Source organism: Microbacterium phosphatis (genome assembly GCF_049177115.1).
Taxonomy (GTDB): Bacteria; Actinomycetota; Actinomycetes; order Actinomycetales; family Microbacteriaceae; genus Microbacterium; species Microbacterium phosphatis.
Window position 1 is genome coordinate 84360 of the sequence record NZ_CP185370.1, and the last position, 21975, is coordinate 106334.

Below are 21975 nucleotides of genomic sequence, written 5' to 3' on the forward strand. Positions count from 1 at the left end.
CACCGAGACGCCCTGGGATCACGTCGACACCGAGGCCATCGAGGCCGAGGTCGAGCGCTGGACCGCCCGCATCGACGAGCTCACCGCCGGCAACGCCGACCTCGGGCCGCTGCGCGAGCGCGCGGCCGAGCTCGACGACCTGGTCGACGACCTCGGGCAGCAGCTCGGCGCCGCCAAGACGGCCGCCGCCGCGCTGCACGAGGAGTGGGAGCGGATCACCGACCAGGTCGACATCTCGTCGCGCGCGCTCGAGGCCGCCGACGAGGACGACGAGTCCGGCGACCGCCGCGCCTACCTCGACGAGCTGCTCGCCGGCGACGAGGCCCCCGAGGCCGGCGTCGCCGACCCGCGGAAGGCGCTCGCCGCCTTCGACGCGGTCGCCGCGCGGGCCGCCGAGCGCCTGCGCCACGACACCGAGACCGCGCAGACCGCCATCGAGACCGGATCCGATGCGCTCACGAGCCTGTTCGAGGGGTTCCTGCGCCAGTGGCCGGATCCGAACCTCGGCACCGATCCGGACCGCTCCTACGCCGAGTTCGACCAGATGCTCACCGCCCTGGAAGGCGACGGCCTGCACGAGCTCGAGGAGGAGTGGCGGCGCAGCCTGCTGCGCCTCTCGGGCGACGACCTCTCGGACCTCGAGTACGCGCTCCGTCGCGCGCGATCCGAGATCACGCAGCGCATCGATCCTGTTAACGCGATCCTCGCCGACCTGCCGTTCGCGGACGACGATCACCGCCTGCGCATCGACGCCGCACCCGTGCGCTCGGTGGCGCTGCAGTCGTTCCAGCGCGAGCTGAAGGATCTGCGGGAGCTGCTCTCGGGCCGCGCGACCGAGGCCGAGCGCGAGACTCGCTACGCCCGCATGGCGCGGCTGATCGACCGGATCCGCCGGGAGGCCCCCGACTTCCTGGAGCTCGTCGACGTGCGCCGGCACGTGCGCCTGTCGGCCGAGATGATCGACCTGGCGGGCCGCCACGTCGCGCTCTACGACCACATCGGCGAGAAGTCGGGCGGCGAGTCGCAGGAGCTGGTGGCGTTCATCGTCGGCGCGGCCCTGCGCTATCAGCTGGGGGACGCCGATGCCGCCCGCCCGCGCTACGCCCCCGTTCTGCTCGACGAGGCGCTCATCAAGGCAGACGCGCAGTTCTCGGGCCGCGCGGTCGGCGCCTGGCGGGGCCTCGGCTTCCAGCTCGTCATCGGCGCCCCGAACGACAAGGTCTCGGCCCTCGAGCCCCACGTCGACGCGTCGTACGTTGTGCTCAAGGACGGCACGGGCCGCTCGCGCGCGAAGGCCGTCGTCGGCGTCGGCTGAGCGGGGGTGCCCCACCCACTCGGTCGTTGAGCGACGAGCGCAGCGAGGAGTCGAAACGGCCCAAGCGCGGTACGGGTTCGGCCCGTTTCGACTCGCTCCGCTCGCTCAACGAGCGGTGGGGCCGACGCCGCCCGGGGCCGTAGGGGTTAGGAGGCGGAGTGGGCGCCCTCGGGGCCGTAGAGGTCGTCGAGCAGCGCCATGCCGCGCTCGGCCCAGGTGATCTCGGCGCGGGCGCGGTCGACGAGGCCCTCGTAGCCGAAGCGCTTGAAGGCCACGGTGCGGGCGTGGTCGTGGGGCTGGGTGACCGCCAGGCGGCGCTGCAGCATGGGGTTCTCCCGCGCGTCGATGCGGGCGAGCTCGGCCTCCCACTGCTCGACCTCGCCCCGCCAGTGCCGGATGTGCTCGGTCAGGAAGGCGCGGGCGTCCTCGGGGGTCGCGGCCTCGAGGTACGCGGCCTTGAGGTTCGCGGGTTCGCGGACGCGGGCATAGGGCAGCGGATCCTGCATCCACCGGGTGTACGCCTGCTCGCCCTCGGCGGTCAGGTGGTAGACGCGGCGGGTGCCGCGCTCGCCGCGGGGCTGGTCCTCGCCCACCACGAGGCCCTCGCCCTCCATCTTGCGCAGCTCGGGATAGATCTGGCTGTCGGGCGCGTGCCACAGATGGCCGACGGACACCTGGAACTGCTTCTGCAGGTCGTATCCCGACAGCGGGCCGACGCGCAGCAGCGAGATCAGTGCGTAACGCAGACTCATGGGTGCCGCATCCCTTCAGGTCGTCGAGACAATTGTGGCCGAAATGTTCCGGGCGAAATACCGCGAAGGGGCCGGACGACAGGCGTCCGGCCCCTCACGCAGCGCTCAGGCCGAATAGCCCGTGCGCCAGCCGCCCTGGTACTCCTGGCGGGCGACGTTCGAGTAGGGCACGGGGCTGACGACCACGCGCACCTCGAACTGCTCGTGCGGCTCGACGGAGGCCTTCGACGAGCCGCCGTCGGGCTCGCCCCAGACCACCTTCAGCTCGGTGCCCTCCGGCACGTCGGGGTCGACGGTGCCGAGCGAGAGGCCGCGCTTCTCGTTGGCGCTGTAGCCCGTGAACATCGAGAACCCGACGGTGGTGCCGTCGGCGTCGACGACCCGGTCGTAGTTGGCCGAGCCGTAGTTCGCCAGCGGCAGGTCGAAGAACTTGTACTGCGGGCCGTCGACGTCGAGCAGCGACGCCCACACCTTCGCCAGATCCTCGGCGTTCCACGCCAGCGTGACCTTCTTGCGCTGCGAGGAGGGATCCACCTTCTCGAGCGCGTCGCGCCCGATGAAGTCGTGGTCGAACTTCACGAACGATCCGTACCCCAGCTCCCACGGCGTGAGCTCGTAGTCGGCGATGTCGTCCGAGACGAACGAGCCGGCGAGCGTGCCGGTGGCCTCGTAGCTGTCGGCCGGCAGCCACTCGCGGTAGGCGCGCTCGGCCTCGCCGGAGTAGATGGCGGGCAGCGGCGAGGGGATCCAGCCCGACTCGAGGGTGTTCGAGGGGTAGGCGCGGGATCCGACCGGGACGAGCCCGAACTCGGCGCCGGCCTCGACGATGGCGTCGCGGATCTGCTTGTGGTCGGCGTAGGGGCCCCAGATCTCGAGACCCGGCGCGCCCGCCATGCCGTGACGGAGCGTCCGCACGGTCTTGCCGGCGATCGTCATGGTCGACATGTTGAAGAACTTCAGCTGCTCGAACGGGCCGCCGTTGAGCTTCTCGATGACCTCCCACGCGCGCGGGCCCTGGATCTGGAAGCGGTAGTACTTGCGCGTGACGGCGTCGCCGTAGGGGCGCGAGGGCGAGCGACGGTCGACCTCGATGTCGAGGTTCGCGTAGCCGCCGGTCTCGCCGTGGAACAGCAGCCAGTTCGCGGCCGGTGCGCGGCCGACGTAGACGTACTCGTCCTCGGCCTCGCGGAAGAGGATGCCGTCGCCGATCACGCCGCCCGTCGAGCTGGTGGGCACGTACTGCTTCGCCTTGTCGACGGGGAAGTTCGCGACCGAGTTGATGGCGGTGTCGCTGATGAGCTTGATGGCATCGGATCCGCGCAGGAACAGGTTGTCCATGTGGTGCGACTGGTCGTACAGGACGGCCGTTTCGCGCCAGGCGCGCTGCTCCTTGATCCAGTTCTGGAAGTCGGCGGGCACCACCGGGTAGATGTACGAGCCGATCTGCGAATTGCGCAGCAGGTCGACGGCCGATCCCTTGGCGTCGAGCACTTCCTGCAGGTTTTTGAATCCCACGATGAACCTCTCTGTTCTGGTTGGTATGACGGTGTCGGCTGCCGCGTCGCGGGGCGAGCGAGGAGCCGAGACGGGACGGATGGTGGCTAGAAGACGATGGTGTGGTTGCCGTTGCGGATGACCCGGTCGGCGGCGTGCCAGGCGACCGCACGCGAGAGCACCGAGCGCTCGACGTCGGCTCCGCGGCGCTGCAGATCCTCGGCCGAGTCGACGTGGGTGACGCGCACCACGTCCTGCTCGATGATCGGGCCCTCGTCGAGGTCGCTGGTGGCGTAGTGCGCGGTGGCGCCGATGAGCTTGACGCCGCGCTCCTTCGCCTTGCGGTACGGGTTGGCCCCGATGAAGGCGGGAAGGAACGAGTGGTGGATGTTGATCACCGGCACCCCGACGCGGTCGAGGAAGTCGGCCGAGAGGATCTGCATGTACCGCGCCAGCACCACGAAGTCGACGTTTCCGGCGAGCAGCTTCAGGATCTCGGCCTCGCTCTGGCTCTTGTCGGGCCCCGGCTGCGATTCGACGTGGAAGAACGGCACCCCGAACGAGCGCACGTCCTCGGCGGTGTCGGCGTGGTTGGCGATCACCATCGGGATCGTGACGGGCAGGTCGCCGCGGCGGTGCCGCCAGAGCAGGTCGAGCAGGCAGTGGTCGCTCTTGGAGGCCAGGATCGCCATGCGCTTCGGGACCGACTGGTCGCGGAGGGTCCATTCGAGGCCGAAGGGCTCGACGGTCGCGGCGATGTCGGCGCGCAGCTCGTCGAGCGCCGTGACGAGATCCGGTCGGTGGAACACGACCCGCTGGAAGAAGTCGCCGCCGGCGTGGTCGGAGGAGTACTGGTCGAGCGAGACGATGTTGCCGCGGTTGCGGGTGAGCATCGAGGCGATCGCGCCGACGATGCCGGGCTGGTCGGGGCCGTGGACGATGAGCACCGCGCGGTCGAGGAAGGCGGGGTCGTGCAGCGTCATGACGTCGCCTTCGCCTGGAAGTCGCGCGCCCAGTCGGCCGTGGCCTTCAGGCCGCCGAAGGCGTACATGTGCAGCTTCACGTCGCCGGAGCCGTCGCCAAGGCGCTCGGCCAGCTCGGTGACGAAGCGGTCGGGGCCGGCCGTGCCCAGCAGGTTGGTGAGCGAGAAGCCGTACTTCTTCACGATCATCGCGTTGGCCCCGACGCCGAAGCGGGTGGCGAAGGCGAGGAGGCGCTTGATGCCCGCGGGCCCCGGGGTGCCGATCCGGATCGTCGCGTCGATGTCGCGGCGCCGCACCTCGTCGATCCACTGGATGACCGGGTCGGTGTCGAACGAGAACTGCGTGAGGATGACGGATCCGAGCCCCTGGTCCGCCAGCGACGCCGTCTTCTTCTCGAGGTGGTCCCACAGCACGTCGGAGGGGATGTCGGGGTGGCCCTCGGGGTAGCCCGAGATGCTGACCTCGCGGACGCCGTACTTCTGCAGCACGCCGGAGCGGATCACGTCGTAGGCGCTGTCGTACGGGCCCTCGGGGGTGGCGGGGTCGCCGCCGACGGCGAAGACGTGCTCGGTGGCGCCGACCTGCTGCAGGCGGTCGAGGAACTCCTCGAGCTGCGCCTGGGACGCCAGGCGCCGGGCCGAGATGTGCGGGACGGGGATGAACCCGGCGTCCTTGACGGCCTTCGCGGCCGAGACGCGCATGTCGAGATCCTCGTTGCCGAGGAACGTGACGTTCACGCGCGTTCCGGGCGGGATCGCACCCGCCGCCTCGTGCAAAGCGGGCACGTCTTTGCCCGTCATCTCGAGCGAGTAGTCCGTGGCGAGACCGGCCTGAGGGTGCGGCACGATGAATCCTTCCCGGGTGGGTGCGCGACTCTGCGCACGGAAGGCACGTTACCTATGGCGATAGGGAATGTCCATAGGTGTTTTGAGAGATCCTCGCTCAGCGGTCGAGGACGAATCTCTCTCGGCCGACCAGGAGGCCGAGCAGCGCCTGGGTGACCAGCAGCAGCCCCGCGAAGACGAGTGGCACGATCCAGCCCCCGACGGCCGTGTGCAGCAGCCCGAAGACGATCGGCGGCAGGGCGGCGAAGGCGTAGCCGACCGACTGGCCCATGCCCGACAGGGCCGAGGCGGTCTGCGCGTCGCGCGCCCGCGACGCCATCAGGGTCAGCGACATCGCCAGCGATGCGCCGCTGGTGAGGCCCGTGAGCATGCCCCACCACAGGATCCCGCCGGGCGCCAGGATCAGGCCGGTCACCGCGATGAGGCCGAGGATCGGCAGCACGGCCGGCACCCAGCGCTCGAAGCGGCCCCGCAGGATCAGGGGCAGCGCCAGCGACGAGATGACGCCCGTGATCTGGAACATCATCGTGTCGACCCCGGACTGCGCCTCGCCGCGCCCGTACGAGATCGCCATCGGTGCGAGCCAGGTCAGCAGCACGTAGAACAGCGATGCCTGCACCCCGAAGTACGCCCCGACCTGCCACGCGACCCTGTCGCCCCACACGCTCGGCCCCGGCGCGCGGTGGCGGGTGATGGGCCCGTGCCCGACCCGCCGGTGATGGAGGGCCCACAGGATCACCGCGATCGGCAGCGTCGCGCACACGGCGATGAGGGCGACCCGCCACCCGGTCGATCCCGCGCCGGCCGCGTGCGAGATGGGGACGACCAGGCCGGACGCGATCGCGCCGCACCCCGCGAGCAGCGCCGTGTACACGCCGGTGACCAGGGGCACGCGGCTGCCGAACGACTGCTTGACCACGGCGGGCAGCAGCACGTTCACCGCGGCCAGGGCGGCGCCGATGACGGCCGTGCCGATCCAGAGGCCGGCGATCGGGCCCGGCAGCGACCGGATCACCGTGCCCGCCAGCAGCAGGACGAGCGCGACGGTCAGCACCCGGTTGATGCCCCAGCGCTGCGCGGCCGTGTGCGCCAGCGGCGAGCACAGCGCCCACGCCACCAGCGGCACCGAGGTCAGCGCGCTCAGGGTGGCGAGCTGCGCCCCCGTGTCGGCGGTGAGCTGCTCGAGGAGCGGCCCGATGCCGGTGATCGTGGCCCGCATGTTGACGGCGATCAGGCACAGTGTGAGCAGCAGGAACCCGAGATGGGCGGGGCGGTACGCGCGGTCGGTGCTCACAACGGGCGACTCTAACCCGTGGCGGGAGCGCCCGTTTCCGCGGGGGTGGGACTACCGCGCGCGCAGACCGTCGAGGGCGAGGCCGGTGATGCGCTCGCGCTGGGCGGCGTCGGTGAACGCGGCGCCGGCGACGCCGGAGATCAGGCGCACAACGTCCTCGATCGTCACGTCGTCGCGCATCTCGCCCGCTTCCTGCGCGCGGCGGACGAGCGGCTCGCCGGCGCCGTACATGGCCCCGCGGCAGGTGACGAGCGCGTCGGACTCGCTGTTGAGGCTCGAGATGAGCACCTTCTTGGTGCCGACGAAGGCGATGAAGTCCTCGACCCACTGCTCGATGGCGGGCCACGGCTCGCGGCTGGCGGCGTCGCCGGCGGCCCGGACGAGCTTCTCGACCTCGTTGACGTAGACGGCCTCGATCAGCGCGTTGCGCGTGGGGAAGTTGCGGTAGAGCGTTCCGATGCCGACCCCGGCCCGCCGGGCGATGTCCTCGAGCGAGGCCTCGGTTCCGTGCTCGGCGAAGGCGTCGCGCGCGGCGCCGAGGAGGGCGTCGAAGTTGCGACGGGCGTCCGAGCGCTGCGGGCGCTGGATGCCGGTCCACGCCGGCAGGGGCGCCTCGGCGGTGGTGTTCGACATGACCTCTCCGGGGGAAACGAAACGACGGCTTGCGAAACGGAGGCATCCTCCGGTAACTTAACCGGAGGGATCCTCCGAATGGAGCCTTCCTCCCATTTTAGCTCCGATGACTCGGTTCCACCACCCTTCGAACGGACGCCACATGCACTCCACCACGGCACCCCTCGGCGCCATCCGCCGCCTGGCGCGTCGCCGGGCCCAGCACCCCCGCCCCGTCACCCCTCGCCAGGCCCTCACCGCGCTCGGCGTCTCGATCGGCTCGTTCGCGAGCCTGCAGTCGCTGCTCGTCCCCGTCCTCCCGGTGATGCAGCGCGAGCTGCGCACCGACGCCGTCGGCGTCACCTGGGCCCTCACGACCTGGCTGATCGTCGCCGCCGTCGCCACGCCGCTCCTCGGCCGCGCCGGCGACCTCCACGGCAAGCGGCGCGTCTTCCTCGTCTCGCTCGCCGCCGTCGCCGCGGGCAGCATCGTCGCGGCGATCGCCCCCAACCTCGGCGTGCTGCTGCTCGGCCGGGCCATGCAGGGCCTCGGCGGCGCGATGTTCCCCCTCGCGTTCGGCCTTGTGCGCGACGTGCTCCCCGCCTCCCGCGTGGCGGGCGGCGTCGGGATCCTGTCGGCGCTGATCGCCGTCGGATCCGGCATCGGCACCGTCCTCGCCGGCCCGCTCGCCACCGTCATCGGCTGGCGCGGGCTGTTCATCCTTCCCCTCGCGGGCGTGACCATCGGCGCGATCCTCGTCCTGCGGGGCGTGCCGTCGGCCGAGCGCGCGATCGGCGGGCGCATCAACATCCCGTCGGCGCTGCTGCTGTCCGCCTGGCTCGTCGCCCTGCTGCTGCCGCTCAGCACCGGGTCGCAGTGGGGGTGGGGGTCACCGCTCGTGATCGGGCTGTTCGCGCTGGCCGCGATCCTCATCGCCGGATGGATCGTCGTCGAGCTGCGCTCGCGCGAGCCGCTCGTCGACCTGCGCATGATGCGCCTGCCGGGTGTGTGGAACGCCAACGTCGCCGCGATCCTCGTGGGCGCCGCGATGTTCGGGGTATGGGCGTTCTTCGCCCGCTTCGTCCAGGAGCCCGCCGCCACCGGCTACGGGTTCGGCGCCAGCGTCGGCACCGCCGGCCTCGTGATGCTGCCCATGCTCGTCCTGATGGCGATCGTCGGGTTCTTCACGGGCCCGATCACCCGGGTGGTGCCGCTGCGCACGCAGCTCGTGGCGGGGACGATCCTGATCGCGATCTCGACCGCGGGCATGGCGCTGCTGCACGGCGACCTCGGGCTGCTCACCGTCGAGGCGGCCGTGTTCGGCCTGGGGCTCGGCGTCTCGTACGCGGCGCTCACCAACCTCGTCATCGGCAGCGTGCAGGCGAGCCAGACCGGCGTGGCCGGCGGCATGAACGCCAACCTGCGCACGATCGGATCGGCCCTCGGCACCGCCCTGTCGACGGCGATCATCACGGGATCGGCGACCGCGCCCGGCGGCGAGCCCACCGAGCAGGGATACACGATCGGCTTCCTCGTGCTGGCCGCCCTCGCGGCGCTCGCCGCGGTGGTGGCGCTGATGTCGCGCCGCACCCGCGTCGCCGACGAGGTGATCGACGACGAGGTGCTCGCGGCGCCCGAGCGCGAGGCCGTGCTGGCCCGCTGAGCCGGGCGCGCGGTCGTCAGAAGACGATCGTGTGGTTCCCGTGACGCAGGACCCGGTCCTGCGCGTGCCAGAGCACGGCGCGCGAGAGCACCGCGCGCTCGACGTCGGCGCCGCGGCGGCGCAGCTCGGGCACCGAGTCGGCGTGCGTGACGCGGACAACGTCCTGCTCGATGATCGGCCCCTCGTCCAGATCCTGCGTGACGTAGTGGGCCGTGGCGCCGATCAGCTTCACGCCGCGGTCCTTGGCCTTCTGGTACGGGTTGGCGCCGATGAAGGCCGGCAGGAACGAGTGGTGGATGTTGATCACGGGCACGCCGACCTTCTCGAGGAAGTCCTGCGACAGGATCTGCATGTACCGGGCGAGGACCACGAAGTCGACCTTCGCCTCGGCGAGGTGCGCGAGGATCGCCGCCTCGGACTCGCTCTTGTCCGGGCCCTTCTGCGACGGCACGTGCACAAACGGTACGCCGAAGGAGGTCACGTCCTCGGCGGTCGTGGTGTGGTTCGAGAGCACCATCGGGATCTCGACCGGCAGCGCCCCGCGGCGGTGGCGCCACAGCAGGTCGAGCAGGCAGTGGTCGTCGGTCGTGGCCAGGATCGCCATGCGCTTGGGGATCGAGATGTCGCGCAGCACCCAGGACATCTCGAACGGGGCGAGCGTCCGGTCGACGTCGGCGCGGATGTCGTCCAGCTGCACCGCCAGCCCCTCGCGGTGGAACACCACGCGCTGGAAGAAGTCGCCGCCCACGGGGTCGGTCGAGTGCTGGTCCAGGGAGACGATGTTGCCGCCGTGACGGGCCACGAGGGCGGTCACCGCGGCGACGAGCCCCTGCTGGTCCGGACCCGAGACGATGAGGCAGGCGTGGTCGGTGAAAGCGTCGATCGGCACGGGTCGATCGTAGCCGGGAGACTCCGGGTGAGCGGGCCTGCAGGGGGTCGGCCCTCCCGGCAGGCGAGATATCAGCTTGCGTCCAATGACGCGTCCGTCAACCCCCTCTGTGGCGGGGGAGCGGATGGTTACGGTTGCCCCATGTCGACCACGATCACTGAACTTCAGGACATCGCGCCGACCACCGTCGATGCCGACGGGATGCTCGCGCGCACCATGCGGATCCTGGGCTGCTTCACGGCCGATGAGCCGGAGCTGTCCGCGTCCCGCCTCGGAGCGCTGACCGGCTTGTCGTCATCGACGCTCCACCGCATCCTGGCGCAGATGCTGGAGCTCGGCCTGCTCGCACGCACGCCGGGTCGGCGGTACGCGGTCGGGGCCCGGCTCTGGGAGCTCGGCGAGCTGTCGCCGCTCGCCCTGCGCCTGCGCGAGACGGCGCTGCCCTACATGTCGCGGCTGTACGAGGCGACGGGCGAGAACGTGCACCTGGCGGTGCTCGACGCGCCGCTGCCGGAGCACGCCACGGCGCTGTTCGTGGGGCGTCTCACCGGCCGCTCGTCGATCCCGACCCTCAGTCGCATGGGCGGCCGTCAGCCGCTGCACACCACGGGCGTCGGCAAGGCGCTGCTCGCCACGCAGGCACCGGAGTGGATCGATCGCTTCCTCTCCAAGCGCCTCGAGCGCGAGACCATGCACTCGATCACCGAACCCGACGCGGTGCGGGCCGAGATCGATCGTGCCCGCGCTCGCGGCTACGCGACCACGCGCGAGGAGATGACCCTCGGCAACATCTCGGTGGCCGCGCCTGTGGGCTCGGTCGCCGGGCTGCCGCCGACCGCGCTGGGGGTGGTGACCCGCATCGACGGCGCCGACACCCGCCGCCTCGGGGCGCTGGTCATGCAGACCGCGGCCGACCTCGGCAGGGCGCTGCGCGTGGCCTGATCCGCGCCGGTCGACATCCCGTTAAACGGGAGCAAGCCGCCCATCTCTCTCATTCAGTGAGAGAAACGGGCGGTTTTCCCGTTTCCCGGTGCGACATTTGGGGCACTCGAGACGCCCGTCGAAGGAGACCCATGTCCGACACCGCTCCGCAGGCGGCTGCCCCGGAATCGCTGCTGCGCTCGGCAGACTTCCCGCCGCAGTCGCAGATCACGCAGGAGATCATCGACCGCCACGCGCAGGCGCGCGAGCAGATCGCCGCCGGCGAGACGCCCGGCCGCTCGCTGCGCGACTTCGCGCCTTACCGATCGAGCCTGCTGCGCCACCCCACCAAGAACCCGCGCCTCGTCGACCCCGAGACCATCGAGCTGCACTCGCCGGCCTTCGGTCAGCGCGACGTCGCCGCCATCGAGTCGGACCTGACGCTGCAGCACACCGGCGAGCCGCAGGGCGAGCGCATGACGGTCACGGGCCGCCTGCTCGACAGCTGGGGCCGCCCCATCCGCAACCAGCTCATCGAGGTGTGGCAGGCCAACGCCGCCGGGCGCTACATCCACCAGCGTGACCAGCACCCGGCCCCCCTCGACCCGAACTTCACGGGCGCGGGCCGCATGATCACGAACGACGCCGGCGAGTACCACTTCACAACGATCAAGCCGGGGCCCTATCCCTGGAAGAACCACATCAACGCGTGGCGGCCCGCCCACATTCACTTCTCGGTGTTCGGCACCGGGTTCACGCAGCGGATCATCACGCAGATGTACTTCCCGGGCGACCCGCTGTTCGCGCTCGACCCGATCTACAACACCATCCACGACCAGAAGGATCGCGACCGCCTGATCGCCACGTACGACCACGACCTCACGGTGCCCGAGTTCTCGATGGGCTACCGCTGGGACATCGTCGTCGACGGCCCCGACGCCACCTGGTTCGAGCCCGAGGAGGGCGAGCACTGATGACCGCTTCCGCACCCGCCTCCTGGGGCGAGCCCACCCACGTCCCCACCGGCGGCCAGACCGTCGGCCCGTTCTTCCGCTTCGGCGTCGAGTTCGAGCGCATGAACGAGGTCGCCTTCCCGCACAGCCCCGGCGCCATCGTCCTGACCGGCACGGTCTACGACGGCGAGGGGGCGCCGATCCCCGACGCGATCATCGAGATCTTCGGTGCCGACACGGACGGATCCGTCCCCGACGCCCGCGGCTCGCTGCGCCGCGACGGCTTCACCTTCACCGGCTTCGGCCGCACGATGACCGAGGACGACGGCCGCTACCACTTCTGGACGCGCAACCCCGGTCCGACCCCGGGCCCCGACGGACGGCCTCGCGCGCCGTTCATCGCCGCGGTCGTCTTCGCCCGCGGCCTGCCCGACAAGCTGCACACCCGCATCTACCTGCCCGAGGACGACGAGCTGCGCGCATCCGACCCGTTCCTGCAGGGTCTGACCGACGCAGAGCGCGCGTCGGTCACGGCGGAGCGCACGGCCGACGGGTACCTTCGGCACGACATCCATCTGCAGGGTGAGAGGGAGACAGCCTTCATTGCTTTCCGATAGGGACGCATCGCGTTCTGATGTGTCCGACGGTCACGACGCCGGCCTGCTCTCGCCGGCGACCGCCGGGCACGAGGGGCCGGTCGGCGATTCGGCGGTGCTCGCCGCGCTCGTCACCGCCGAGATCGCGCTGATCGAGGCGTACGGCGCCGTCGGCGGCCTCGACCATGTGAAGGACCGCGCCGGCGTGCTCGCCGAGGCCACCGCGCTGCGCGGGCTGATCGCGCGGCCGGCGGCGGGTGCGGACGGCGACACCGGCGGCCTCGACGCCCGCAGGCTGGCGCTCTCGGCGGTCGCCGGCGGCAACCCCGTGATCCCCCTCGTGGGCGAGCTCAAGCGCGGCGCGGGCGTGCTCGTCCGGCCGTGGGTGCATCGCGGCGCGACGAGCCAGGACATCCTCGACACCGCGCTGATGATCGTCGCCAAGGACGCCGCCGGCCACGTGCTGGCGGGCCTCGACCACACCATCGACGATCTCGAGCGCTTCGCCCGCGAGCACCGCGACCAGGTCGCCGCCGCCCGCACGCTCACGCAGCACGCGGTGCCGACCACCACCGGCCTGCGCGCGGCGAACTGGGTGCGCGGCATCCGGCGCGCGCGTGGCCGCCTCGCCGCCGCCCGCGACGCGCTGCCCGCCCAGCTCGGGGGCGCCGGCGGCACGCTCGCCTCGTTCGTCGAGATCCTGGGCCCCGACCGCGCGGCGAAGCTCCCCGGGGCGTTCGCCGACCTCGCGGGGCTCGCGGCCCCCGACGCCCCGTGGCACACTGCGCGCTGGCCGGTCACCGAGCTGGGCGACGCCCTCGTGCAGACCCTCGACGCGCTGGGCGTCGTCGCGGGCGACGTGACCACCCTCTCGCGCACCGAGATCGGCGAGCTCGCCGAGGGGACGGGCGGCGGGTCGTCGGCGATGCCGCAGAAGCAGAACCCCGCCCGCTCGGTGCTCATCCGCTCGGCCGCGATCCGGGCCCCGCACCTCGGCGCGACCCTGCACACCGCCGCCGCGCTCGCCGTCGACGAGCGCCCGGACGGCGCCTGGCACGCCGAGTGGCCCACGCTGCGCGAGCTGCTGCTGCTCGCGCTCGGCGCGGCCGCCCACGCCGCCGACCTGTCGGCCGGCCTGCGCGCCGACGCCACCGCGGTCGCCGTGAACCTCACCGCCACGCGCGGGCTCATCATCTCCGAGCGCCTGTCGATCGTGCTCGGCCCGCTCATCGGGGCCGAGGCCGTCACCGAGATCGTGCGGCAGGCGAGCCTCGGCAGCGACCTCGCCCTGCTGGTGCACAACGCGCTGGACGCGGCGAACACCGCCGTCCCCGAGGGGCTCGACGAGCTGCTCGACCCCGCCCGGTACACCGGCCTTGCCCGCTACCTCGTCGACGGCGACCTCGGCGCCGGGCCCTACGGGCTGGGCACGGGCGCGATCCACGTCGTCGACCCCACCGCGCCCGTCGCCCCCGAGGCGCCCGGACCGTACGATCCGTTCGACGACGGATCGCAGCTGCCGCCCCCGCCGTCACGCCGCGGTTTCGATCCGTTCGCGGATCCGTTCTCATCCTGATCCGGAGATCCTCCATGACTCAGCCGCCTGTCGCGTTCACGCCGCCGATCGGAGTCGATGGCGCGCCCCTGCTGGTGCTCGGGCCGTCGCTCGGCACGTCGACGATCCTCTGGGAGGACGTGGTGCCCGCCCTGGCGGCGCACTACCGCGTGACCGCCTGGGACCTGCCCGGTCACGGCGGCGCGAAGCCCGCGACCGAGCCCTTCACGGTCGGCGAGGTCGCCGACGCGGTCGCCGCGGGGATCGGCGAGTTCGACGGCCCGGCGCTGTACGCCGGCGTCTCGTTCGGCGGCGCCGTCGGCCTCGAGCTGCTGCTGCGGCACCCCGGCCTCGTGTCGGGCGCGGCGACCGTGTGCTCGTCGCCGCGGTTCGGGGATCCGGCGAACTGGACCGATCGGGCGGCTCAGGTGCGCACGCAGGGCACCGGATCGCTGATCGTCGGGGCCGCGCAGCGCTGGTTCGCCCCCGGATCGATCGAGCGGCGCCCCGTGCTCGCCGGGCGCCTGCTGCACAGCCTGCGCGACGCCGACGACGCCAGCTACGCGCTGTGCTGCGAGGCGCTCGCCCAGTACGACGTGACCGCGCGCCTCGGCGAGATCGAGGTGCCGGTGCTCGCGGTGTTCGGCGAGCACGACGAGGTGTCGCCCGAGGCGCACGCGTCGACGATCGCCGCGGGCGTGCGCGACGGGCGCACCGCGCGCATCGACGGCGCCTCGCACCTCGCACCCGCCGAGTTCCCGGACGAGGTCGCCCGCGCCCTCCTCGACTTCTTCGGAGGTGCACGATGAGCCTGTCCGACGCCGAGCGCTACGAGCAGGGCATGGCGGTGCGCCGCGAGGTGCTCTCGGCCGAGCACGTCGACCGCGCCACCGCGAACGCGACCGAGCTGTCGGCCGACTGGCAGGACTTCATCACCCGCGTCGCCTGGGGCGATGTCTGGTCGCGCCCCGGCCTCGACCGGCGCTCCCGCTCGATCGCGGTGCTCTCGTCGCTCATCGCGCACGGGCACCACGAGGAGCTCGCGATGCACTTCCGGGCGGCGATCCGCAACGGTCTCACGCTCGACGAGATCCGCGAGGTGATCCTCCAGTCGGCGATCTACTCGGGCGTCCCCGCCGCCAACACCGCCTTCCGCATCGCGAACGAGGTCTTCAGCCCGCCCGCTGAGTGACCGGGCGCCGCGCCGCGGGCGCGGCCGCGGGCAGCTCCGCCGCGCGGATCAGGCGCCGCAGCGGCGCCAGGCGCGTCGCGAGCAGGTACACCGCGGCGCCGAGCGCGGCCCCGACGGTGTTGGCGATGAGGTCGTCGATGTCGGCGATGCGGCCCGAGAACACGGTCATCCGCATCGCGAACTGCACGGTCTCGATCCCGAGGCTGACGAGCGCGCCCACGGCCGTGATCCGCCAGAATCCGCGGATCCGCGTCACCAGCGGCAGCAGCACGCCGAGGGGCACGAACAGCAGCACGTTCAGCAGCGCGCCCGAGGGGTCGTCGGCCGCGGACGCGAACGGCACGAGCTGCAGATAGATCGTCCACGGCGACAGCCGCTCGCGGGCCTCGCCCGTCAGGATCGTCACCGGCAGCAGCACCTTGTTCACCGCGGCCGCGGCGTACACCGCCGCCGCGAGCCCGACCACCACGCGCAGCGGCGTCGCGCGGCCCCGCAGCCTCACGAGCGCCCAGATCACCAGCCCGGCGAGGATCGGCGCGAGGAGGGCGGGCGTCGGCAGCTCGTAGTCGAGGGAGGGCATGATCCTGCCACGCTACGTGCGCCCCACCCCCCGCCGGATCCACCCTGAGGATGACATGCGGCGCGGTGCCGCTCGCGCGGGGTGGAGCCCCCGGGAGTCTGGGCCGTTTCGACTCCTCGCTGCGCTCGTCGCTCAACGAGCGGGTGGGTGGGTGCGCGCGGCACCGGCGCGACCCCGGGGCGGGCGCCCCCGGCCCCCGGCTGGGGGTCAGCGCAGCGCGACCAGGGGGTCGGAGGGGCGGCGGTCGTCGGCGCGGTGCGAGACGAGCAGCACGATGCGGTCGGCGGTGGCGCGGCGCAGATCCCGCATCATCGCCGCGGCCGTAGGGGCGTCGAGGTGGGCGGTGGGCTCGTCGAGCAGGATCACCTCGGCGTGCGTCAGCAGGGCGCGGGCGACCGCGAGGCGCTGGCGCTCGCCGCCCGAGAGCGCGGAGCCGCCCGCGCCGCCCCGGGTGTCGAGCCCGTGCGGCAGGGTGCGCAGCAGGGGGCCGAGGCCCACGCGCTCGAGCACGGCGGCCATCTCCGGCTCGGTCGCGCCGGGGCGAGCGAGCAGCAGGTTGCCGCGCAGGGTCGAGTCGAAGACGTACGCGTCCTGCGGGCACCAGGCCACGCGCTCGCGCCAGGCGGCCGCGTCGAGCTCGGCCAGCGGGGCGCCGTCGACGCGCACCGATCCGGCGGCCGCGGGCAGCGCGCCCATCACGATCGACAGCAGGGTCGACTTGCCCGAACCGCTCGGCCCGGCCACCACCAGCCAGTCGCCGGTGCGTGCGGTGCCGGTGATGCCCTCGAAGACCGGGGTCGATCCGTATCGCGCCGCCAGATCGTCGAGCCGCAGCTCCCGGATCGGGGACGCCGGCACAAGCGATCCGCGCGCGGCCGAGGGCATCTCGTCCTCGAGCGGGGCGATCCGCGCCCGCACCTCGCTCAGGGCGGGAAGGCGGTGCGCGGCGGCGACCACATCGGCGAGGGGCTCGAGCGTCGCCAGAGCGAGCAGCGCGATCACGCAGGCGAGCTCGGCCGGGGACCCCACGGCCAGCGGAGCCACCGAGACCGCGAGGGCCGTCGTCGCGAGGATCACCACGGCGGTGCCGAGGCCGGAGCCCCAGGCGGCACGGCGCTCGGCCTGCTCGGCCCGCTGCTCGGCCTCCGCCAGCGTGGCGAGCGCCCGGTCGGCGACGCCGTTGGCACGGAGGTCGGGGGCGGCAGCGCTGAGCGCCGCCGTCGTGCGCACGATCGCCGAGCGCTCGGAGATGCGCGTGCGCTGTGCGCCGCGCGCGCCGGCGATGCTCACCCATGCCGCCAGGGCGGTCGCGACCGCGAGGGTGGCGCCGACCGGCAGGGCGAGCGACGGCACCACCAGGGCCGTGGTGACCGTGACGCCCGCGATCGAGAGCACCCCCACCACAAGCGGCGGGATGATCCGCGGCAGCAGGTCGCGCAGCTCGTCGGCCAGGATCACGAGGTAGTCGACGGGCGATCCGCCCTCGAGCAGGCGGCGCGATCCCGCCCCGCGTGAGGCGATCGACCGCCACAGCCGCAGGCGCAGCGCGTCGACCATGCGGAAGGCGGCCTCGTGGGTGAACAGCCGCTCGGCATAGCGCGCGAGCGACCGCGCGATGCCGAAGAACCGCACCCCGACGATGGCCACCAGGAGGTACATGATGTACTCCTCGACGCTCGCCCGCACGATGAGCCAGCCGGACACGGCGCTGAGCGACAGCCCCAGAGCGACGGCGAGGAACGCGAGCAGCGTGCCCACGATCCACGGGCGCGTCGGCGACGGGGTCGGGCCCGGTTCGGTCGCCGTGGGGCCTGTGCCGACCCGCGCGTCACTGCCGCGCTCCCGGCGTGCGGCGCGGGTCTGCGGCGCGTCGTCGGTGGCCCGCTCGGCGCCCGCGCGCGGGGCGTCGACCGCAACCGACGCCGTCGCGAGGGCGCGCGTCTCGGGCTCGTGGGTCGCAAGCACCACCGTGCAGCGTGCGGCCCTGGCCAGGATCGCGGCGCGCACCCGCTCGGCGGAGGCGGGGTCGAGGTGGGCGGTCGGCTCGTCGAGCAGCAGCAGCGTCGCGCCCTGGTCGACGCGGGCGAGGGCGCGGGCGACGGCCAGGCGCCGCAGCTCACCGGGGCTCAGCTCGGCGATGCGGGCGTCGGCGACGTGCGCCATGCCCAGCTCGGCGAGCGCCGCGACATCCGCGCCGTAGAGGGCGAGCTCGTCGCGCGGGGTCTCCGCGAAGCCGCGCGGGGCCTGCGGCGCGTAGGCCGAGCGGCCCGGATCGATCCCGGTGACGGATCCCGTGACCGTCGCGTCGCCGGGGAGGATGCCGGCGAGAGCCGCGAGGAGGGTCGACTTCCCCGCCCCGGAGGGCCCGGTCACCGCGGTGATGCCGGTGAGTGTGGCCGTGACCGGCGGCAGGGCGGCGCGATCGGGGTAGGCGACCGAGAGCGCGTCGAGGGTCACGGCCGGGGCGCCGGGACGGGCGGCGGGCGCCTCGGCCCCGGGCGCGCGCTCATCGTCCGCCGGAACCGACGCCCGCAGCTCCCGCACGCGCTGCAGCGCCGACAGGCCGTTCTGCGAGGCGTGGAACGCCGTGCCCACATCGCGCAGCACGGCGAAGCACTCGGGCGCGAGCACCAGCACCAGCAGGGCGGCCTCGAGCTCGACGCCGCCCTGCATCAGGCGCAGGCCGAGGAACACCGCCACGAGGGCGACCGAGATGGTGGCGATCAGCTCGAGCACCAGCGCCGAGACGAAGGCCCAGCGCAGGGTCTCCTGCGTGCGGGTGCGATAGGCGCGCTGGATGCCGTCGAGCGCGCGCGACTGCTCGGCCACGCGCCCGAGGCCGACCAGCACGGGAAGGCCGCGCGCCAGCTCGGTCAGGTGATCGGCCAGGCGCGACAGGGCCCGCAGGGCGTCGTCGGTGCGGGCCTGCGTGTGCCGCCCGATCAGGGCCATGAAGAACGGGATGAGCGGCACCGTCAGCACCACGACGACGGCGCTGAACCAGTCGGCGCCCAGGATGCGCAGCCCCACGATCACGGGCACCACGACCGCGGCCACCATCGCGGGGAGGCTCCGCACGTAGTAGTCGTCGAGCTCGTCGAGGCCGTCGGTGGCGAGCACCGCGACGCCGCCCTCCGAGCCGCGCCCCGCGGCGATCACGCGCCAGAGGTCGCGGCGCAGCGTGCCCTTCACCGCGATCGCGATGCGCCGCGCGACGACATCGCTCGCCCACGCGGCGCCGGAGCGCAGGATCGCGCCGGAGAGGCCCAGGATCAGGATCGCCCGCGCATCGAGATCACCGCGCTGCAGGCCGGCGATGCCGGCGGCGATCGCCCCCGCCACGAGCACAAGCCCGAGGGCGCGCACTGCCGCGAGGAGCCCGAGGGCGAGCACGGCGGCCGGCTTCACCGGGCCGAGCTCGGGCCGCGTGGTGGGGCGCTTCGGCCGGGCGGCCTCCTGGACCCACGGGTCGTTGGACCGTTTCGACTCGCTGCGCTCGCTCAACGAGCGAAGGCGGTGCTCGCCCGCCGGACGAGGGGGGTGTTCGCCCGTGCCGGAGGGGTGCGCGCCCGTGCCCGGGAGCGGGGGGCGGGTGCTGCTCACTTGGCGCGCAGGACCGCGGGGAGGAAGCCGTGCGCCTTCGGGATCGCCCCGGGGGTGACGCGCTTGCGGAAGATCCAGTACGACCAGGCCTGGTAGCCGATGATCAGCGGCAGGAAGACGCCCGCGACCACGGTCATCACGGTCAGCGTGTACGGGCTGTTCGCCGCGTTCCAGACGGTGAGGCCGTTCGCCGGGTCCAGCGTCGAGGGCAGCACGTACGGGAACATCCCGGCGAAGATCGAGCCGGCCCCGAACAGCATGAACGAGGCGTAGCCGACGAACGCGCGGCCCTCGCGGCGGGCGCGCGCGCCGATCCATCCGAACACCGCGCCGAGCACGGCGAGCACCACCAGCGCCCACGAGAACCACGTGCCGCCGTGCTGGAACTGCACCCACAGCGCCCAGACCGCGGCGGGCACGAGACCCACAGGCCCCCAGGTCGCGGCGTACCGTCCCGCGCGCTCGCGCACAGGGCCCTCGCTCTTGAGCGCGAGGAAGGTGGCGCCGTGCGTGAGCGCGAAGCCCACCAGGGCCAGCCCGCCGACCATCGCCGGCAGCGTCACCCAGGCGAACGGCCCGCCCACGCGGTCGCCGTACTCGTCCAGCGGCAGGCCGGTCGACGTGATCGCCAGGGCGGCGCCGACGCAGAACGAGACCACGAGCGAGCCGAGGCCGAGCGTCCACGTCCAGAACTCGGCCCATCGCGGATCGGTCATCTTGCCGCGGTACTCGATGCTCACCGCGCGCAGGATCAGGCCCACCAGCGCGATGGTGAGGGCGATGTAGAGCCCCGAGAACAGCGAGGCGTACCAGGCGGGGAACGCCGCGAACAGGGCGGCGCCGGCCGTGATCAGCCACACCTCGTTGCCGTCCCACACGGGGCCGATGGTGTTGAGCATCACGCGGCGCTCGCGGTCGTCCTTCGTGGAGAAGATCATGTGCATGCCGACGCCGAGGTCGAAGCCCTCGAGCAGCAGGAAGCCGATCCAGAGGACGCCGATCGCGACGAACCAGACGACGGGGAGAGTGTCCATGTCAGTGTCCTTCCCGGATCAGTACGCGAACGCGAGGACGTCGGAGTCGGAGGAGGGGCGATCCGGATCGTCGTCGCGATCCGGATCGTCGGGCCCGCGGTCGGTGCGCTCGATGCCGTGCTCCATGTCGGGCATGGCCGCGGCGACCCCGCCGCGGGCGTACTTGAACATCAGGATCAGCAGCACGACCATCAGCGCGCCGTAGACCAGCGTCAGCGAGATGACCGAGAACAGCAGCTCGCCGACGGTCGCCGTGGGGGAGACGGCGGCCGCGGTGAACATGTAGACCGCGTCGTTGCCCCAGTACGCGGGGTTCGGCGCGACGACGAAGGGCTGGCGGCCCATCTCGGTGAAGATCCACCCGGCGATGTTGGCCGCGAACGGGGCGGTGATGCCGACGAGCGCGAGCCGGGCGATGAACTTCGACGACGGGACGGTGCCCTTGCGGGTCAGCCACAGCGCGATGACGGCGGCGCCCGCGGGGATCGCCCCGAGGCCGATCATCAGGCGGAAGCCCCAGTAGGTGACCCACATGACCGGCACGTACTGGATCTCGGCGCCCGCGCGGTCGCCCAGGCGCGGGTCGTCGGGCAGGTTCTGGCCGAAGTTCTCGATGTACTGCGGCTCGAGGTCCTTGATGCCGGGCATCTCGGCGCCGAAGTCGCCGGTGGCCAGGAACCCGAGCAGGCCGTGCACCTCGATGATGGGCGTGACCTCGCTGCAGTCGCGGGCGCCCGGGTCGCCGATCGACAGGATCGAGAACGAGCTGCCCGAGGTGCAGGCGGCCTCCGCGGCGGCCATCTTCATGGGCTGCTGCTCGTACATGAGCTTCGCCTGCCAGTCGCCGGTGAGCGCCACGGCCCCGAAGCCCACGATCGCGACGACCGCGCCGATCCGGAGCGAGCGCAGCCAGACCCCGTGGTCGAGCTTGTCGCGGCCCGCGATGTGCGCGTTCTGCCCGACGACGACGCGGCCCTCGGAGTCGACGCCGTCGATGCCGTCGTGGCGGCGGCGCCACAGGTGGTGCCACGAGATCCCGAGCAGGAACATGCCGCCCACCATCAGCGCTCCCGCGATGGTGTGCGAGAAGGCCGCCTGGGCGGTGTTGTTGCCGAGCACGGCCCAGATGTCGGTCATCACGGGGCGGCCGTCGGGGCCCAGCTCGACGCCGACCGGGTGCTGCATCCACGAGTTCGCGGCGATGATGAAGAACGCCGACAGCCAGGATCCGACCACCGCCAGCCACAGCGCCGCGAGGTGGACGCCCTTGCGCAGGCGACCCCAGCCGAAGATCCAGACGCCGAGGAAGGTCGACTCGGCGAAGAAGGCGAGCAGGCCCTCGAGCGCGAGCGGGGCGCCGAAGACGTCGCCGACGAAGCGCGAGTAGTCGCTCCAGGCCATGCCGAACTGGAACTCCTGCACGAGGCCGGTGGCCACGCCCAGGATGAAGTTGATCAGGTAGAGCTTTCCCCAGAACTTCGTCATGCGGAGGTACCGCTCGTCGCCGGTGCGGACCCAGGCGGTCTGCATCAGGGCGACGCCGGCGCCGAGGCCGAGCGTGAGGGGGACGAGAAGGAAGTGGTAGACGGTGGTGATGCCGAACTGCCAGCGGGCGATGTCGAGCGGATCCATGGGAGCCTCCCTGTCGCGAGGCACGTGGGGACGGACGCCTCGACCTGATGCCGAAGGTACTC

At 72.6% G+C, this 21975-nt stretch carries 19 protein-coding genes and 1 pseudogene; 8 read left to right on the top strand and 12 right to left on the bottom strand.

The window, feature by feature from the left end; genetic code table 11:
* Positions 1-291: 291 nt before the first annotated feature.
* Entirely contained in the window at positions 292-435 is a 144-nt protein-coding gene (locus ACOKGD_RS00380) for a hypothetical protein (RefSeq protein ID WP_421355129.1), read from the bottom strand.
* Positions 436-925: 490 nt separating this feature from the next.
* On the opposite strand from ACOKGD_RS00380, the pseudogene ACOKGD_RS00385 reads away from it, so the two are divergent.
* Positions 926-1315 (top strand): annotated as a pseudogene (locus ACOKGD_RS00385) (SbcC/MukB-like Walker B domain-containing protein); the annotation flags it as partial.
* A 146-nt stretch (positions 1316-1461) separates the two neighbouring features.
* Here ACOKGD_RS00385 and ACOKGD_RS00390 read toward each other — a convergent pair.
* From ACOKGD_RS00390 to ACOKGD_RS00415, 6 genes are all read right to left on the bottom strand, one after another.
* Positions 1462-2067 carry a PadR family transcriptional regulator gene (locus tag ACOKGD_RS00390; protein ID WP_342336039.1) on the bottom strand — a complete coding sequence of 202 codons (606 nt, stop codon included), beginning with the start codon at positions 2065-2067 and terminating at the stop codon, positions 1462-1464.
* 105 nt (positions 2068-2172) lie between these two features.
* Positions 2173-3582 (bottom strand): vanillate/3-O-methylgallate O-demethylase, encoded by a 1410-nt coding sequence (gene ligM / locus ACOKGD_RS00395; protein WP_342336040.1) that lies wholly within the window; start codon positions 3580-3582, stop codon positions 2173-2175.
* 86 nt (positions 3583-3668) lie between these two features.
* Positions 3669-4544, bottom strand: coding sequence for a formyltetrahydrofolate deformylase (gene purU / locus ACOKGD_RS00400; protein ID WP_342336042.1), 876 nt, complete (start codon positions 4542-4544; stop codon positions 3669-3671).
* Positions 4541-5344 carry a methylenetetrahydrofolate reductase gene (locus tag ACOKGD_RS00405; RefSeq protein WP_342336457.1) on the bottom strand — a complete coding sequence of 268 codons (804 nt, stop codon included), beginning with the start codon at positions 5342-5344 and terminating at the stop codon, positions 4541-4543. The genes purU (ACOKGD_RS00400) and ACOKGD_RS00405 overlap by 4 nt, the downstream gene beginning before the upstream one ends.
* 142 nt (positions 5345-5486) lie before the next feature.
* Positions 5487-6683 carry an MFS transporter gene (locus ACOKGD_RS00410; RefSeq protein ID WP_342336043.1) on the bottom strand — a complete coding sequence of 399 codons (1197 nt, stop codon included), beginning with the start codon at positions 6681-6683 and terminating at the stop codon, positions 5487-5489.
* A 51-nt stretch (positions 6684-6734) separates the two neighbouring features.
* Positions 6735-7316: a TetR/AcrR family transcriptional regulator gene (locus ACOKGD_RS00415; RefSeq protein WP_342336044.1), complete on the bottom strand. Its 582-nt coding sequence runs from the start codon at positions 7314-7316 to the stop codon at positions 6735-6737.
* A 142-nt stretch (positions 7317-7458) separates the two neighbouring features.
* On the opposite strand from ACOKGD_RS00415, the gene ACOKGD_RS00420 reads away from it, so the two are divergent.
* On the top strand, positions 7459-8958 hold the full coding sequence (locus tag ACOKGD_RS00420; protein ID WP_342336045.1) for an MFS transporter: 1500 nt from the start codon (positions 7459-7461) through the stop codon (positions 8956-8958).
* A gap of 16 nt (positions 8959-8974) precedes the next feature.
* Here ACOKGD_RS00420 and purU (ACOKGD_RS00425) read toward each other — a convergent pair whose 3' ends face one another.
* Positions 8975-9847 (bottom strand): formyltetrahydrofolate deformylase, encoded by an 873-nt coding sequence (purU, locus tag ACOKGD_RS00425; RefSeq protein WP_342336046.1) that lies wholly within the window; start codon positions 9845-9847, stop codon positions 8975-8977.
* 141 nt (positions 9848-9988) lie between these two features.
* Between purU (ACOKGD_RS00425) and ACOKGD_RS00430 the strand changes: the two genes are divergently transcribed.
* From ACOKGD_RS00430 to pcaC, 6 genes are all read left to right on the top strand, one after another.
* Entirely contained in the window at positions 9989-10789 is an 801-nt protein-coding gene (locus ACOKGD_RS00430; RefSeq protein ID WP_342336048.1) for an IclR family transcriptional regulator, read from the top strand.
* A gap of 131 nt (positions 10790-10920) precedes the next feature.
* On the top strand, positions 10921-11742 hold the full coding sequence (pcaH, locus tag ACOKGD_RS00435) for a protocatechuate 3,4-dioxygenase subunit beta (RefSeq protein ID WP_342336050.1): 822 nt from the start codon (positions 10921-10923) through the stop codon (positions 11740-11742).
* Positions 11742-12338 carry a protocatechuate 3,4-dioxygenase subunit alpha gene (pcaG, locus tag ACOKGD_RS00440; protein WP_342336052.1) on the top strand — a complete coding sequence of 199 codons (597 nt, stop codon included), beginning with the start codon at positions 11742-11744 and terminating at the stop codon, positions 12336-12338. The genes pcaH and pcaG overlap by 1 nt, the downstream gene beginning before the upstream one ends.
* A gap of 19 nt (positions 12339-12357) precedes the next feature.
* The gene (locus ACOKGD_RS00445) at positions 12358-13893 is read left to right on the top strand and encodes a lyase family protein (protein WP_342336054.1); all 1536 of its coding nucleotides are present in this window, start codon (positions 12358-12360) and stop codon (positions 13891-13893) included.
* A gap of 14 nt (positions 13894-13907) precedes the next feature.
* Positions 13908-14681: an alpha/beta fold hydrolase gene (locus ACOKGD_RS00450; protein WP_342336055.1), complete on the top strand. Its 774-nt coding sequence runs from the start codon at positions 13908-13910 to the stop codon at positions 14679-14681.
* The gene (gene pcaC, locus ACOKGD_RS00455; protein ID WP_342336056.1) at positions 14678-15064 is read left to right on the top strand and encodes a 4-carboxymuconolactone decarboxylase; all 387 of its coding nucleotides are present in this window, start codon (positions 14678-14680) and stop codon (positions 15062-15064) included. Before ACOKGD_RS00450 ends, pcaC begins: the two co-directional genes overlap by 4 nt.
* Here the strand turns inward: pcaC and ACOKGD_RS00460 are convergent.
* The 4 genes from ACOKGD_RS00460 to ACOKGD_RS00475 all read right to left on the bottom strand — a co-directional run bounded on the left by ACOKGD_RS00460 (position 15045) and on the right by ACOKGD_RS00475 (position 21913).
* The gene (locus ACOKGD_RS00460; RefSeq protein ID WP_342336058.1) at positions 15045-15644 is read right to left on the bottom strand and encodes a VanZ family protein; all 600 of its coding nucleotides are present in this window, start codon (positions 15642-15644) and stop codon (positions 15045-15047) included. The two genes, pcaC and ACOKGD_RS00460, sit on opposite strands and share 20 nt — an antisense overlap.
* 207 nt (positions 15645-15851) lie before the next feature.
* Positions 15852-19148 carry a thiol reductant ABC exporter subunit CydC gene (cydC, locus tag ACOKGD_RS00465; RefSeq protein ID WP_342336059.1) on the bottom strand — a complete coding sequence of 1099 codons (3297 nt, stop codon included), beginning with the start codon at positions 19146-19148 and terminating at the stop codon, positions 15852-15854.
* 95 nt (positions 19149-19243) lie between these two features.
* Positions 19244-20281: a cytochrome d ubiquinol oxidase subunit II gene (gene cydB / locus ACOKGD_RS00470; protein WP_342336060.1), complete on the bottom strand. Its 1038-nt coding sequence runs from the start codon at positions 20279-20281 to the stop codon at positions 19244-19246.
* A gap of 18 nt (positions 20282-20299) precedes the next feature.
* Positions 20300-21913, bottom strand: coding sequence for a cytochrome ubiquinol oxidase subunit I (locus tag ACOKGD_RS00475; protein WP_342336061.1), 1614 nt, complete (start codon positions 21911-21913; stop codon positions 20300-20302).
* Positions 21914-21975 lie beyond the last annotated feature (62 nt).

What these genes read in the sequence shown, in the direction of transcription:
- ACOKGD_RS00430 (WP_342336048.1), top strand. Translation starts at nt 9,989, where the DNA reads ATGTCGACCACGATCACTGAACTTCAGGACATCGCGCCGACCACCGTC.
- ACOKGD_RS00420 (WP_342336045.1), top strand. Translation starts at nt 7,459, where the DNA reads ATGCACTCCACCACGGCACCCCTCGGCGCCATCCGCCGCCTGGCGCGT.
- ACOKGD_RS00415 (WP_342336044.1), bottom strand. Translation starts at nt 7,316, where the DNA reads ATGTCGAACACCACCGCCGAGGCGCCCCTGCCGGCGTGGACCGGCATC.
- ACOKGD_RS00475 (WP_342336061.1), bottom strand. Translation starts at nt 21,913, where the DNA reads ATGGATCCGCTCGACATCGCCCGCTGGCAGTTCGGCATCACCACCGTC.
- cydB (WP_342336060.1), bottom strand. Translation starts at nt 20,281, where the DNA reads ATGGACACTCTCCCCGTCGTCTGGTTCGTCGCGATCGGCGTCCTCTGG.
- ACOKGD_RS00405 (WP_342336457.1), bottom strand. Translation starts at nt 5,344, where the DNA reads ATGACGGGCAAAGACGTGCCCGCTTTGCACGAGGCGGCGGGTGCGATC.
- purU (WP_342336042.1), bottom strand. Translation starts at nt 4,544, where the DNA reads ATGACGCTGCACGACCCCGCCTTCCTCGACCGCGCGGTGCTCATCGTC.
- ACOKGD_RS00450 (WP_342336055.1), top strand. Translation starts at nt 13,908, where the DNA reads ATGACTCAGCCGCCTGTCGCGTTCACGCCGCCGATCGGAGTCGATGGC.
- ACOKGD_RS00390 (WP_342336039.1), bottom strand. Translation starts at nt 2,067, where the DNA reads ATGAGTCTGCGTTACGCACTGATCTCGCTGCTGCGCGTCGGCCCGCTG.
- pcaC (WP_342336056.1), top strand. Translation starts at nt 14,678, where the DNA reads ATGAGCCTGTCCGACGCCGAGCGCTACGAGCAGGGCATGGCGGTGCGC.
- pcaG (WP_342336052.1), top strand. Translation starts at nt 11,742, where the DNA reads ATGACCGCTTCCGCACCCGCCTCCTGGGGCGAGCCCACCCACGTCCCC.
- ACOKGD_RS00460 (WP_342336058.1), bottom strand. Translation starts at nt 15,644, where the DNA reads ATGCCCTCCCTCGACTACGAGCTGCCGACGCCCGCCCTCCTCGCGCCG.
- ACOKGD_RS00380 (WP_421355129.1), bottom strand. Translation starts at nt 435, where the DNA reads ATGGCGGTCTGCGCGGTCTCGGTGTCGTGGCGCAGGCGCTCGGCGGCC.
- pcaH (WP_342336050.1), top strand. Translation starts at nt 10,921, where the DNA reads ATGTCCGACACCGCTCCGCAGGCGGCTGCCCCGGAATCGCTGCTGCGC.